The sequence below is a fragment of the Anaerovibrio sp. JC8 genome, from assembly GCF_002100115.1.
GTDB lineage: Bacteria > Bacillota > Negativicutes > Selenomonadales > Selenomonadaceae > Anaerovibrio.
Genome location: NZ_ANBM01000008.1, coordinates 156,047 through 169,838 on the forward strand (window position 1 = coordinate 156,047; position 13,792 = coordinate 169,838).

Here is a 13,792-nt window from a genome sequence, read left to right on the forward strand (position 1 = left end):
ATTATTTTAACCCGTGGGGGGGATGTTTACAGGCTGTTGTGTTAGCTCTTGCAACGTTTCAATGTATTTTGGCTCGTTCTCTACAAGGTTATGACAAGCAGTGCACAAGGTTATTAGATTACTAGGTTCTAGTGCTTGTGTGCTGTCTTGTCGTATCTTGATTATGTGATGTACTTCCAAGTTATTTGTTGTTATATGGCCGTTGGCAAGGCATAATCTACACAAGTATTTATCCCTTTTCTTTATTTCTTCCCTTGCCCGTTTCCATCGGCCTGTGTTCCTGAATTGTGATTCTTGGCTGTTGTTCTTCTTATATGTTCTTTGTGGTTTGTTTGGGCACGCTTCGCCTGCTCTGTGAATTCGCCCACAATAACTGCACGCTTTCAACATCGTTTTATATCTCCAAAAGAAATAAGGATAGACGCTCTTGTGTCTATCCTTTGTTTTTTATTTTATCTCTCATATATTAATACGTTAGAATCAGGCCTCATGTGCATTTTTCGGATATTTTTTTCTCTCTTTTTAGCCTGTCCATATATTGGCGGGCTGTAAGTATGGAATAGTCTTTTACAGTATTGTTCTTTTTATTTGGCCTGTAAAAATACAGCCTGTCTATCAGATAATCATAGAGATATGAATTACTAGCACTTTCCAACAGTTCCAATATTTCTTTCTCTGAATAATTCTCTGCACTCTTGATTTTTTGGAATGGATTATAAGTCACAGTTCTTCACTCTCCAAGCCGTCTGTTATATCTTTTCTTATCCCTGCCAACTGTCGGGCTATTGTGCACCTATTACAATGCTTCTTTTTTGCTATCTCCCCTAGCTCTAGGCCGTCAACATATCGCAGGCGGATTAGTTCGCGTTGCTCTCGATCCAGGTACATGGCCTCATACATTTCTATATCAAGCAATAATTCGCAGGCCTGAAAGCTTCCGTTGTTGCGATTGCTTATTATTTCTGCCTTGTGCTCTATTGCTCGTATGATTGAATCGGGCGAATATTCATAGTCATAATTACAGGTGCTTCGTATTTCTTTTTTTACGCAGCCGGCTGCTGAATAATTTCCTGTACTATTTATTCCGCTATGTTTCGCCATTACTTACACCCCCGATTATGAAGGGCTTTAATGACTTGCTTGCAGTATTTCAGGCGTTGTTCTATGGCCTTGTTCTGTTGCTTCAATCTCTGTATTTCCTTTTTGGCCTGTACTCCCCGATATATGGAGATAATTACAAGAATTGCAGAAAATATTAAAAGTGTTGTTGTCATTTACGCCACCCCCTGCAAGGCTTGTAACACATAGCTTTGAAGCTCTTTGTCTAGGCCGTGTTGTTCCATTGTGGCGCGGTATACGTCCTCGCGAATATCTAGGCCGAACAATTCAGCCCATATTTCTATCTTTTTTTCTAGTGCCTCTGCGATTGTCGCGAACCGTCCAAAAGTCTTGGTCTTTCCATTCCACCGTGCCTGCACAACATACTTTTTCCCCGCTCTGTATATATTTCTGAACCCTGTAGACGTTGGGGCTGTTATGGACAGGTTTCTGAGATTGACGGCCTGTGATACAAGTCTGAGGTTCTCGCGCCTGTTATCTCTAGGGTTTCGGTTTTTATGGTCTACTTGTAGGCCGTCGCTCTTGTCATGGACTCCTAGAATGAACCTATGCAAGTAGACTTTTTTGGTTTTTCCGCCTATCCGCATGTAGGTATAGAGATAACCCTTGCCATGTTCGCGCCATCTATGCTGTGATACTCTTTCTGCATCCGAGTCGCTAATTAATATCTGCTTTCCATTAATATCTAGTGTCATTTCGTTTCAACTCCATTTATTTTTTATTGGCCTCTTGGCCGTTTCTAAAAAATAAATAGAGTTTGGACAAAGAAATATAACCCCCCTCTGAAAGCCTTTATTTTCAAGGGTTGAGAAGGTATAGGAAATTAGCTAATAAATTATTTTGTATAATTTTCGATTAACCATCATTTTATAAGCCGTGTTTGATTCGAATTAATAAATATAAATAAAATATGCTTTTTGCTGGGTAAATGATGTTTTCGACGCAAGCAAAATAAACGTACAAACTATCGTGGAGCCGCTTTGTGCCGCTGGTGGCCATTCTGGCCCCTCTGAGCGTGGGCAAACATGGCTGCTATTTGCTTTTTTGGCCGTTTGGTGTGAATGGCTAAAAAAAGGGCAAAAAAAATAAGGATAGACATTTTTGTGCCTATCCTTTTTTCTTTTTCTCTATATTCTATTGTCAATCTATCTAAGCATGGCGGGATGTTCCCTGCTGTTATTGTGGTTCTTGGTGTCGGGTGTATCGTGCTTTGTTGCCTTGTGCCGTGTTGCGTGCAGTACGCTTGGTGGCTTGGTGGCTAGATACATTGTGACGTTGTGAATAGTTGTAATGTGTTGGTTTTTCTTATCCCGCCGTGCTGTAGAGCTGTGTTAGTCTTGCCCTTGGTTGGTTTCTTCTTGCTTCTCTTGCTGTTGCTGTCTAGCTAGAATACGTTGGTATGATTCTTCCAATTCCTCTTGGAGAATACTTTCTAATGCTTGTTCTAGGTTCATGTTGTCGCCCCCTTAATTACAGGCCAAAATTGCGTATATAAAACAGTTTGGTTTTTCGGCTCTTGCCCACGGCCTTGGTATATACCTCATAGTTTTCGGCCAAGTCTTGCTTGACGCGTTCGAGATTATAGTAGAATCTCTGAGGGTTGAACACCCCAAAGCCCGCGTCATTCTTATATATGTCGCCCGCTATGAGGATTTCTTTCAGTTTGTTGTGTGGTATGTCCAATTCCTCTGCCATCTGTGTGATAGTTAGATACAATTTTTCACCCCCTTTAAATTCCTTGTTCTCGGATAATCTCATGGCCTGCAAGCTCGAAAAATCGCTTGGCTTTTCTGCTTCTGCCAACGCCCTGTTTATACCGCATATAATCGGCTTTAAAATCTTTTTCCAATTTTTCCCAATCGTATTGGAAAGAATTTATCCAATATACAGTTGGATAATTTTTCCCCTTTTTCCATTTTGTGATTCTCTCTCGTGTCCAATGGCCAAAGCACTCATTCTCATACACTCCACCCGCTATGAGAATTTCCTTCATTTTTGGCAAAGGAATATCACAATAAGTTGATAAATTCGTAATATTAATACATCCTGCGTCCATTTGTTTTACACCTCGCTAATATAATATAGATTGATTTGTTGTACATATATTAACATTTTTGGCCTGTCATGTCAAATATTTTTTAGGTTTTTGGCCATATTTTTTAATATTAATTAAGAATACATAAACTTAAACTTAAACTTTTAAAATGGTGTTGACATTTTACTGCGTTTACAGGATTTTAAAAACGGCCTATAACACGCCAAAAGCCTTTATATATCAAGGCTTCTAGCTGTTTTTGTGGCTTCGCAGTTGTCGCGGGTTTGATTTTTAATGTTTTTAAATAACTTTTGTATTCTTGCTGTTAATCATCCCAACCGTCGTTATAATCCTGCAAATCGTGGTCTAATGGCACGCCTGCCCGCCGTCTTGATTCCCGTTCTTCTTCTGATAAGGTAGCGGGGTCAATCTTAGGGAAGTTGTATTTTTGGCCTTGTTCCTGTGGTTCTGCAATAACAGCAGGCTTGGTGGCTTCCTCTGCCCGCTTGGCTTCTTGTTTCTGCCATTCCACAAGCTGTTGCGGGGTCAAGTATTCCTCAGGCTTCATATTATCCCACGCCCTTTCCCAATCGTCGTCAGGGTCTTGTTGTTTGGCCTCTGCAATAATCGGAGATTCCTGCTTGGTTGGTGTTGGTTCTTCTTCAATCTCCAACGATGCCCAACAATTCGGGGCTTCCTGCTTGGTTGGTTCTTCCTGAATAACAGCAGGCTTGGTGTTTTCCTCTGCCTGCTTGCCATATTTCCATTTTTTCAACTCTGCTTTAACGCGTTGGCGGTAGGCCTGTATGTCTGTAGCCAATAAGTCAATAACAGTAAGGTTGGTATGTTGCAGGGCTTCTAGGGTCTGAGCGGTCAGGACGTTGCGAAATTGTTCAAGGTGGTGGGCCTGGATCGTGGCGGGTCTTGTGTTACTTTCTGAATTACTGTTACTTTTTACTTGTTGGAAATTATTTTCCAAGCTGTTACTTTTTACTTTTTCAATGTTGTTACTTTTTGAATTACTTTCTACATTGTTACTTTTTACTTTTTGGCCGTTACTTTCTGCATACTTGAAAATAAAGCCCCCTGCCTGTTTAAGTTTGCCCTTGCAGACTTTTGTTATGTTTCCCGCGTCAATATGTAGGGCTTGGCCTGCTTCCTTGGCGGATTCGTATGTTATACCATTGGTTATACAGACTACAGATTTTTTTCATTATTTTTTTGCACCTCTTACTTTTTACTTTTTACTTTTTGAAAATTTACTTTCTAGTATTATATTTACTTTCTACCCAATATATAAAAACAAACGGTAAAAATATTACTTTCTGAGTTACTTTTTACTTTTTGCACCCAACCCCTTGTAAATACTAGCTTTTTCTCTTGTTTTCTGTGTGCCCCTTCGCCTCTGCCTGTCGGCCCGGCGGGGGCTCTTTTCTTCTCTTATCCTTTATATCTCTTTATTTCTTGATATATCTATAGTTATAGTTATAGAAATAGATATAGATAACAAAGAAAAAGAAAAAAATAATAATATATATTAATATATGATATAGGGGTCATTTCTTTAGCCAACTAAAGGATTGTAAGAAAAGAGAAAAGGCGGGAAAATCAACCCGCCTTGAATTCTTCTACATTCCAACCTATACGAGAACACAAGAAAATTAAACATTTTTCCGCGGTCATGTCTGTTAATGGCCGTGGTTCAAATTCTAATAATTCGTTGGCTGTCTTGGCTAATTGGTCAACTTGTAACGGCTGTATAACGTATGTATTGGCCTTATGGCCGTACAATTCCATATTAGACTTGCTCTCTATGGCCTTAATAATTCCAAGGGCTTCCAAGCTGTACAGGTGTCTTTTGATGGCCTTGCGTTGCTTGCCTGTCACCTCTGCCAAATATCTGCTACTAAGTTGTATGTTGCAATCTGAGGGATTATTAAACCCCTTTTCCTGTGTCTGCTTCTTCCATATCTCCATAATAACCTGATAGAGCGGTAAAAGCTTACCCACATAGCCTAGCCCTTGTTGTCTTGCTACTTGCTTGATAACTGATATATTGGCCTCTATTAATGGTTGTATCGGTGTCTTGGAGCTTTGGAAAGTGTCCTTGATGTGCAGGCCGTAAACCTTCGCAAGCCACTTGACGGCCTTAGTAAATTGCACGCCTGAAACGTAGGAAACAAGCTGTAGAATATTGAACGTTTGCCCCGTGCCGTAATCATGGTAAAGATATGTATTATCCTTGATACCAATATTACATGATGGATGCTTGTCTTGTCTGAGAATACTAGAAAAAGCCTCTCCCACATTGGCCTGAATCTGCAAGAAGTCCAAAAGGTCAACACTGCACAACGCTTCTATAGCTTCAGGCCAATCAAGGGAAATATTCAAGGGGGTAATATATGAGAAGTATGAATCATTCAGCCTGTATATGTTGCGTATTACCTCGTTACTATTAGCCACCTTTTCAGCCTTAACAGGCTTTTTCTTTTCCTTCTTTTCTTTGGCCTGTGGCTGTGTAACAGGTGGAAAAGCTTCCTGCAGCTCTAGCATGGTGTAGGCCTTGGAAACATAACGAACCTGAATCAAAAACGGCTCTGAGTCGTCCTTCTTGTGCACTGTTTCGGGCACTCTCAGAACGCGGGATGCATCCTTGGCTTTGGTGTCAACATCCTCTGATACGTTGGCCAACATAAAGGCCTGTATGCCTTGCTCTTGCTTGTTCCAAGCGTCAAGGCTTAATCCCTCGCGGTCATTGATAGAGATAACATAATATACATGCCAACCATTCCTTGATTCAACAAGGGCAGACGGGGCAAGGGGTAAACTCATAAGCTTGGTATATATAGCTTGTTTCTTGGTCTGCAATTCATTAGCCTGTAGGTGTTGGCCGTTGTTGTCGTGAAAGTCTATATCACAATAGAAGCTGTTAAAACGTCTTGTATTATCGGCCTTGCGGTCATACCATCTATATGAAAATTCGGTGTTATATGGCGTGTGAATGGTCTTGTAAATGTAATAGAAATCATTCACGGCAAACCATACATTCTTTGGACGTCTTTTCGCCTGTAATATATCCTTTATTCTCTTGCTCTTGTGTTGTTCAAATTTTTCGCCGTCTTTATGCTTGGCCATATAATAATATTGTTCTGTTGTTATGTCTTTTCCAAGCAAAGAAAAAAACTGCTCTGTCAATTCCTGCACTACTGCACCCCCTCAAAAGCAAGGATGAGCTCTAACAATCTGCCACCAAACATATATATATCTATGTCGATTTCGTCAACGTCTATCAGGTCATAGGCCAAAAAATCGCTTATCAGCTTATATTCAGCAGCATTGGCCACCATTTGCGGATAAAAGGCCTGTAAATCCTGATAAATGTCCTGTAATTGGTCGCTGTACAATATGTTTTTTTCTTCGCTTTCCGTGTCGATAATTGCCGTGGTTATTTCATCCATTTTTTTGAGCACTTCTAAAATGTGCATATATGCACCCCCTTAAAATAATCTCTGTATTGGTATATTGATTTCCTGTCGGTTCTGTAAACTAAATACCGCGAAAATTCAAAATTATTTCCTCATTCTCCCCCATTTTAAAACGTTCAAACCACTATTGACGGCCCCGCCAGTTGTTTCGTGTTAGGTTCTATGGTGGTTAGTAAGGTATTTGTATTAGAGCATCAAAAAACCCCGCCAGCGGGGCCTAGTGAGCTGACAGGGGTATTTGTCGATTTTTGCTATTTTTGAGGGTTTGGGGGTGGTACTAAATCATTGGGAAATAAGCAAAGGGGGGAAAAGATGGCAAAGAAAAAGGGGCTAAAAGCCCCCAAAATGGTAAAAAAAGATATGTTGGTTAGAGATTGGAAAATAACGCGGCTGCCTGTTGGTCTAATTCAGAATTGGAGTGAATATATCTCATGGTAGTCTGTATGTTGTGGTGGCCTGCTCTCTGAGCTATAGTGCGTATATCAACGTTATTCTGTGCCAATATTGACAGATGGGTATGACGCAATAAATGTATTGTAATGTGTGATAAATCGGCCAACTGTCTTACTTTTTCAAAAGCTCTGCTAATATTGCTTGGTGCTTGTGGCTTGTCAGGGTCAAGCTTAGAACGGAAAACAACACTGCCTGAAGAATACTTTTTAAACTCTTTCAATTCCTGCATAACGTCAGCAGGAATAGCAATAACCCGTGGTTTGTCGGTCTTTGGGGCTTTCAGCCTGCATTTACCGCTTCCCGATTCCTCCAATGAATACTTGATATTTATAGTATTATTCTTAAAATCTACCTCTTGCCAATGTAGCCCGCAAAGCTCCCCACGTCTGCACCCGCTTACAATGGCAAGGCGTAAGAACATATAAATGTTCTTGGTCTGTGTTGTTGGCCGTTCGTTATATTCCTTGGCGGTGTCTAGTAACAGCTTAATTTCTTCCTGTGTAAGTGGTTTCTTTTCCTCTACAACAATCTTAGGTAGTTTTATATGCTCAGTAGGATTAACTGCAACTATACCATCTCTACATAATTTCTTGAAACTGTTATTGATAACTGCTCCTATCTTATGAATAGTTTCTGCGGATAAATTCCGCTCTTTGCTCAAATACTCATACAACTGTATTATGTTCTGAGTGGTTATTTCTTTGGCTTTCAAATTCCCAAACCACGGTTTAAGGTCGTGTTTAATGCGTTGCTCATGACTCCATAGGGTATGTTCTTCAAGCCCCTCTATATGCTTCTTTTCTTCCATCCAATCATTCAATAAATAATAAATATAACTAGCCTTATAAGCCCCGCTTTTCCTCATATCCTTAACGGGCTTGTCTTCGCTGTGTTCAGTGGCCTGTAAAAGTATTTCCTCTTTTAACTTCTTCATTTTGGCAAGGCACTTTTTACGGCTCATGTCTGTAACGGTCTTACGCTCTTTGCACCCGTCGGCGTAAGTAATAACAAACTGTCCCACATATCGGCGGTCTTTCCTCTGATTGATTGTTCCTGTAGTCAAAGTCAAAATATGCAAACTAATCAGCCCCTTTTTTGTCCTCTTTTTTGGATAATTATTCAGGAGCAGATGCGATGGTTGCTCAGTGGGATAGAGAAAAGGCCTTTTTCCGTGGTTAAAACCTCGCGGCAAAAAATGCAAACTGACATAAAAATAAGGGCTAAAGAAGATTTTCTAAAATCTCTCTAGCCCTTTATTTCTCTATGGTGCGACAGGAGGGATTCGAACCCCCGACCCACGGCTTAGAAGGCCGTTGCTCTATCCAACTGAGCTACTGTCGCAAATAAAAATGGTCGGAGCAGCAGGATTCGAACCTGCGACCCCCTGGTCCCAAGCCAGGTGCTCTACCAAACTGAGCCATGCCCCGATCGTGTTGGCGCTTAACGCGTCAACACTGAATATACTACACTAAATAACCATTCATGTCAACAACTTTTTATATTTTTTACGATTAAACCAGACGCTTTAAATCATCACGCATCTTTAAAATCTCCTGGTATCTGTCCATGGCATCGGCAGGCATACTGCCGGCTCTCAGTTCCTCGGTCAGGGCTGCCACAATTTCATACATAGGAGTAATACCCAGATTGGCACTTACACCCTTCAGATTGTGAGCCATGCTGAAGCCATCTTCCACGCTTTGAGTGGACAGAGCCGCCCCCAAGCCCTCAAATACGGTATCATCCAAAAATTTCTTAAAGCACTTCTCATAGAATGCCTCATTATTCAAAAATCTGGCCATAGCCTCATCAATACCGCATCCCATGGATTTCAAGCTATCTGTTAAAGTTGACATAAGCCTCTCTCCTTTATAGTAAAAAATGATTGCTATCTACCGCTAATACTTATTTATAGAATACACCATCTTTTACACATAGTAAAGAAGCAAAGATTAATTACGCAACTATTCGTTTTTTCTCCGGTGCCAGTATACGGGCACTGTTTAACACCACTGCCAGAGTGGCTGTATTATGAATGACTGCCGACCACAAAGGGTTTATAACGCCCAGGGCACCCAGAAGCATGGCCGCAGAATTTACCATAATGGTTGCGGTAAAATTCTGGTGAATCAAATCCATGGTCTTTCTGCCCAGCTGCAGTGCTTCAATCAATCTGGTCGGGTCCTCAGAACGGATGGTCACCGCAGAGGATTCCGCAGCCAAATCTGTCTGGCGTCCCCCCAAGGTAACACCTACATGGGCAAAGGCCAAGGCAGGCGCATCATTTATGCCATCTCCCACCATCATTACGGTTCCACGTTTCTTCAGCTTCATTACATGGTTGGCCTTATCCTCCGGCAAGACTTCCGCGTGATAGGCATCAATATCCATATCCCTTGCCACCTCGCTGGCCACAGTCTTGGAATCACCGGTCAGCATTACCACCTCATCCACACCATAACGGCGCATCTGATTCAAGGTCTTTTTCATTAGTGGACGGATAGGATCTTTTATGCCAATGGCTCCCAAAAGCTCACCATCACGGGCCACATAGATATAGCCCATGGTAATATCCTCCACGGTTATCTGCTCCATGCCGGACACTTTTCGCTCCTGCATCAGCTTGGCACTGCCTACCAGTACCTCACCGCCGGTATATTCCTCAAAGTCCGGAACAACGGCTGTCATGCCACGGGCCACAATGGTTTTGGATGACTTGTGCTGTGGCACGGTCCATTCCTTGTCCTTCACGTATTTTTGAATAGCCACTGCCAAAGGATGCACTGAATGGTGCTCTGCCGAGGCAGCCAACAGCAGCAATTCCTTTTCGTCCACCTTATCCGCTGTAAGGATAGATGAAACCTGAGGCACACCTACAGTAATGGTACCTGTTTTGTCCAGCACCACAGTGTCGGTCTCTGCAAGAGCCTCAATGTAGTTACCGCCCTTTACAAGTATACCCTTTCTGGCAGCCGCACCAATGGCTGCAGAAATGGCTGTGGCTGTGGACAGCTTAAGACCACAGGAGAAATCAATAAACAGAAGATTCAATACCCTCTGCCAATCTCTGGTGGCACCGTATACTATGGCCGCACCAAGGAAAGAAATCGGCACCAGCAGATTTGCCATGGTATCGGCAAAATTCTGCACTGGGGCCCGGCGGGTCTGGGCTTCTTCCACCAAATGCACAACGTGGGCAAGGGAGGTATCATCTCCTACCTTTTCTACCTTTATAATGACTTCGCCAGCCTCTACCACACTGCCCGCATATACCGGCAGGCCTTTTTTCTTCATGGCAGGAGCAGACTCACCGGTAATGGAAGCCTGATTTATGGCGGCCGTTCCCGACAGCACCTGGCCGTCAATACAGATCTTTTCTCCTGTATGGGCAGCAATAATATCCCCCGCCTTGATTTCCTTTACAGGGACCTTTCTTTCCACACCATCATCCACCAGCCAGACATAAGGTTGATTGAGATTTAACAGACCGGAAATATGCCCCCGGGCCTTTTCCGCCGCATAGCTGGTCAGCATCTCGGCACCATTGGACAGTGCCAGCAGGCTGAGACTGGATTCCGGCTTGCCGGCCAGTACAGATGCCACCACAGCAGTTGCTGTCAAAGTATCTGCATTGGGACGGTTATCCCGAACCAGGCCGGTGACACCATTCTTGATAAAATTGCGGGCAATGTAGAGGATCAGTGCGCTGCGCAGCAGCTTAACACTGGCAAAAGCCGCCGGAGAAGCCTTTTTTAAAAGCTGCATGGCAATAAAGCTGCTGACAGACAAAATAGCCTCCCTGCGATAATCCGCCATGTCCTGCACATCGTCCTGCTTTTTGTAGGATGCCATTACATTGTCTATAAGAGCCTTGACCTGAAATGACGGAAATACGCCCCTGTACCAGATTTTTAGTTCTGTTCCCTCCACGACAGCAGAAACTATTCCCCGCATGGCTCTTAGGCGCACACATAACATTCTGCTGTCCGGCTGGGACAGTCTGGCCCCTAATTTTGTACTATAACAGTAAAAAGCCATCAGTGCTTCCTTCCTTTCATCATATGCAGTGCCCACCAGACCATGGTAGGCCCGGAAGGACGCTGGCCATATAACAGCATCTTCCGCAGACCGCGAATTAAAAAGAACACCGACAGAAGTGTAGGTAAATCAAACCAGCCGTAAGTCAGACTTCGCACCTGATTGTTGATGGAATTTGCCGTATTATGCCAGTTGGCAGCATACAAAACAGGATTCCTCCCCCAATTGCCCTGTCCGCAACCACAATAACTGCTTTGAGGCATAATTCTATTTTTTACCCTTTCCATCAATAAATCCAAAGCACCCTCATCCATTGAGTGTATCAGCAAAACACTGCCAGTGAGGGAATTGACCTCCACCCTGGAAATGTGCTTTTCTTCCTTTAACTTTTTTTCCAGCATTGCAGACAAGGCTGAATTGTTTATCAAAGATGCTATACGATAGCGACGCCGACCGGGCAATTTACTTACCAAAGCAAAATTCTCCACACTGGCCTGATTGCTTTTACATCTGCCAGCATTGAGTCTTCTGCCATCTGCGCCCCCCTTCCAACGCTTTTTGCCGCCAATTATTTCGTGAATATTACGCCCAATGGCAGCTCCCATCATAATCCCAGACATAAATGACATCTGATTACCTCCTCACGTGGGTTTTTATATATTCTTCCGCACGTATCAATTCCTTGTTGCTGCGCAATATCTGAGGGGTGTACAAAATCAGGATAGAACCGGTAACCTCATTTACCTTCACATCATCCAATTCATTAATTCCCTGCAGATAATCCAGCACCTGCTGACACTTTGCCTTGTTGTTGATTAGTGCCTTGCTGTAGAGGCGTACCCGTCCCGGAATATAGGAGGATACCTCCACAGTGCGCACAAACAAATCCAATTTACTCTTCGGAAGATTTAAAACATCCATTATACCCATTTTTTCTACCACCTTCGCCGCATCTTGTCTTACCTTGCTGCAATGCTGCCAGGTGTGCACAGCGGATACTCCCAGCCACAGCATACCGCACATGGCATGTATACGCTTGTTGCCCAGCCACAGCGAAGCAGCCGTACCAAGGGCTGTAATGCCCAACGGCATTGATAGCGGCGTATTCTTTATATAATCCTTAATATTATGTATCTCCATCCTGCTCATCTCCTACAGCAAAACGAGTTTTTGTCCAATAACAAGAAGGAGGCTGCTCCAGATATTCCAAAGCAACCTCCACCTAAACACAGAATTACTCAGCCTGAGCTGCTTCCTGAGCTGCAATCATGTCCTCAAGCTCTTCCTTCTGACGCTGAAGCTCAGCCAAAGGTATCTGACCAGCTGGAACCATGGACTGCTGCATAGCCGCCATCTGCTGCTCACGCTCCTGCATGAAGCGATAGCCAAAAATACCTGCAACTGCACCTACTGCCAAACCAATCCAAAAATCTGTTTTCTGAAACATTAACTTGTCCCCCTTACTTTCATTGGTTTTAATGCAATACTCTTTATACTGCTGTAAATAATTGTACCCATTTTTATTGTCTGTTTCCGCTCCAAAAAAACATTAACGACCCGTTTGTTCATTAAAGATTAATTATCTTAAAATCTCGGGGAGCCACACCATAAACGGAGCGAAAGGCCGCCGCAAACTTGCTGGGATTACCGTAGCCAAGCTTTCCGGCAATTTCCACAATACTTAGCTTTCCCTCCTCCAGATAATTTAGGGCCTGTCTCATTCTAAGGTGCTTAAAATAAGAATAATATGACTTGCCGTAGATTTCCTTAAAGCATTTCTGCAACGTGGTTTTGCCAATACTATATTCTGTCGCCAATTCCGACAGGGAATAATGCTTTTCAGGCTCTGCCGCCACTCTTTGATGAATGGCCTTAACCTTATCAATATCCTTATAGCTGTAGTAAACCTTTTCAATCGTGGAGGATATAGGCATAGTCTGTATCAAGCCCAAAACCTCCAATACTTTAAGCTGCAAAAAATACTGTTGCGTTACCGGGTCAATCTTGTAGATTTCCTGAAAAGCCCTTATAATTGCCGAGCTGGACTTTATCCGTATGATGCCATCATTCCGCTTAATGCCCTCCATCAGGGTATTCAAATGGCTATTGAACTTTGGAAACATTTCATGAAGCTTCCTTCCAATTCCTTCCGGATCAATCAGTAAAGATACTCCTCTGTACTCATTATTAATAAATTGGGCATCCTTTTTGGGAATCCCCCACAAATGAGCCTCAATTTCCCCTTCCGACAAAGAAAAAGCTTTACCATTCACCTGACACTGAAAACAGCCCTCAAGACAGAAATTCAGCTCAATAACCTTTTTCCCGTCATTTTTATACTGTGTCTCAGATCCAGAACCAGAACGAATGCTGTTATACACAATATCTATACCCGGCAAAATTTCATAATAACACAGGGAGCTTCTGGAACCGTTTTTCTCCTCACGAAGAAAACGCACCTCCTGTGTCATTGTCTTGTCTATACTAAAGCCGCTACGGCCAACTTCCTTTGTAAATCTTTCCTTAACCATGACTTTCTCTCTTGTTTGTTGATTTTAATAATTACTATCATAATCAATATTATACAGAAGTCATATTTTTACGTCCAGTTTATTTTTATTACCTAAAAACACACAAAAAAAGAACTATCTCAAAAACAGCT

Annotated in this window: 18 protein-coding genes and 2 tRNA genes; all 20 read right to left on the reverse strand. The window is 42.6% G+C overall.

The features are described 5' to 3' along the window. Nucleotides 1-6: 6 nt before the first annotated feature. The 20 genes from D081_RS13105 to D081_RS09355 all read right to left on the reverse strand — a co-directional run bounded on the left by D081_RS13105 (nt 7) and on the right by D081_RS09355 (nt 13,661). The gene (locus D081_RS13105; RefSeq protein ID WP_085023908.1) at nt 7-390 is read right to left on the reverse strand and encodes an HNH endonuclease; all 384 of its coding nucleotides are present in this window, start codon (nt 388-390) and stop codon (nt 7-9) included. Nucleotides 391-487: 97 nt separating this feature from the next. Continuing rightward, nucleotides 488-724: a hypothetical protein gene (locus D081_RS09275; RefSeq protein ID WP_085023909.1), complete on the reverse strand. Its 237-nt coding sequence runs from the start codon at nt 722-724 to the stop codon at nt 488-490. Then, nucleotides 721-1,101, reverse strand: coding sequence for an ECF-type sigma factor (locus D081_RS09280; protein WP_085023910.1), 381 nt, complete (start codon nt 1,099-1,101; stop codon nt 721-723). Before D081_RS09280 ends, D081_RS09275 begins: the two co-directional genes overlap by 4 nt. Next, the gene (locus D081_RS12670; RefSeq protein WP_158087623.1) at nt 1,101-1,274 is read right to left on the reverse strand and encodes a hypothetical protein; all 174 of its coding nucleotides are present in this window, start codon (nt 1,272-1,274) and stop codon (nt 1,101-1,103) included. The genes D081_RS09280 and D081_RS12670 overlap by 1 nt, the downstream gene beginning before the upstream one ends. Then, nucleotides 1,275-1,814, reverse strand: a complete 540-nt coding sequence (locus D081_RS09285; RefSeq protein WP_085023911.1) for an HNH endonuclease signature motif containing protein — start codon at nt 1,812-1,814, stop codon at nt 1,275-1,277. It abuts the gene before it with no gap. 636 nt (nt 1,815-2,450) lie between these two features. Beyond that, entirely contained in the window at nt 2,451-2,573 is a 123-nt protein-coding gene (locus D081_RS13025; RefSeq protein ID WP_255375010.1) for a hypothetical protein, read from the reverse strand. A gap of 16 nt (nt 2,574-2,589) precedes the next feature. After that, nucleotides 2,590-2,835 (reverse strand): hypothetical protein, encoded by a 246-nt coding sequence (locus D081_RS09290; protein ID WP_085023912.1) that lies wholly within the window; start codon nt 2,833-2,835, stop codon nt 2,590-2,592. Nucleotides 2,836-2,848: 13 nt separating this feature from the next. After that, nucleotides 2,849-3,175 (reverse strand): hypothetical protein, encoded by a 327-nt coding sequence (locus D081_RS09295; RefSeq protein ID WP_085023913.1) that lies wholly within the window; start codon nt 3,173-3,175, stop codon nt 2,849-2,851. A gap of 304 nt (nt 3,176-3,479) precedes the next feature. Further along, a complete protein-coding gene (locus D081_RS09300; protein WP_143272183.1) occupies nt 3,480-3,929 on the reverse strand; it encodes a hypothetical protein in 450 nt (149 codons plus the stop codon). Nucleotides 3,930-4,762: 833 nt separating this feature from the next. Next, complete coding sequence (locus tag D081_RS09305; RefSeq protein ID WP_085023915.1) at nt 4,763-6,358, reverse strand: hypothetical protein; 1,596 nt, start codon at nt 6,356-6,358, stop codon at nt 4,763-4,765. Then, nucleotides 6,358-6,639: a hypothetical protein gene (locus D081_RS09310; RefSeq protein WP_085023916.1), complete on the reverse strand. Its 282-nt coding sequence runs from the start codon at nt 6,637-6,639 to the stop codon at nt 6,358-6,360. Before D081_RS09310 ends, D081_RS09305 begins: the two co-directional genes overlap by 1 nt. A 367-nt stretch (nt 6,640-7,006) precedes the next feature. Beyond that, nucleotides 7,007-8,170 carry a tyrosine-type recombinase/integrase gene (locus D081_RS09315; protein ID WP_085023917.1) on the reverse strand — a complete coding sequence of 388 codons (1,164 nt, stop codon included), beginning with the start codon at nt 8,168-8,170 and terminating at the stop codon, nt 7,007-7,009. A gap of 186 nt (nt 8,171-8,356) precedes the next feature. Then, nucleotides 8,357-8,433: transfer RNA gene (locus D081_RS09320), tRNA-Arg, on the reverse strand. Nucleotides 8,434-8,442: 9 nt separating this feature from the next. Continuing rightward, a tRNA-Pro gene (locus D081_RS09325) sits at nt 8,443-8,519 on the reverse strand. Nucleotides 8,520-8,603: 84 nt separating this feature from the next. After that, nucleotides 8,604-8,948, reverse strand: a complete 345-nt coding sequence (locus tag D081_RS09330) for an Hpt domain-containing protein (RefSeq protein ID WP_085023918.1) — start codon at nt 8,946-8,948, stop codon at nt 8,604-8,606. Between the two features lie 100 nt (nt 8,949-9,048). Further along, the gene (locus D081_RS09335) at nt 9,049-11,130 is read right to left on the reverse strand and encodes a cation-translocating P-type ATPase (protein ID WP_085023919.1); all 2,082 of its coding nucleotides are present in this window, start codon (nt 11,128-11,130) and stop codon (nt 9,049-9,051) included. Beyond that, a complete protein-coding gene (locus D081_RS09340) occupies nt 11,130-11,759 on the reverse strand; it encodes an HMA2 domain-containing protein (protein WP_085023920.1) in 630 nt (209 codons plus the stop codon). Before D081_RS09340 ends, D081_RS09335 begins: the two co-directional genes overlap by 1 nt. Nucleotides 11,760-11,763: 4 nt before the next feature. Continuing rightward, nucleotides 11,764-12,270, reverse strand: a complete 507-nt coding sequence (locus tag D081_RS12950; protein ID WP_233127470.1) for an HMA2 domain-containing protein — start codon at nt 12,268-12,270, stop codon at nt 11,764-11,766. Nucleotides 12,271-12,364: 94 nt separating this feature from the next. After that, the gene (locus D081_RS09350) at nt 12,365-12,577 is read right to left on the reverse strand and encodes a 50S ribosomal protein L9 (RefSeq protein WP_085023921.1); all 213 of its coding nucleotides are present in this window, start codon (nt 12,575-12,577) and stop codon (nt 12,365-12,367) included. Between the two features lie 121 nt (nt 12,578-12,698). Next, nucleotides 12,699-13,661 carry an AraC family transcriptional regulator gene (locus D081_RS09355; RefSeq protein ID WP_085023922.1) on the reverse strand — a complete coding sequence of 321 codons (963 nt, stop codon included), beginning with the start codon at nt 13,659-13,661 and terminating at the stop codon, nt 12,699-12,701. Between the last annotated feature and the right edge of the window lie 131 nt (nt 13,662-13,792).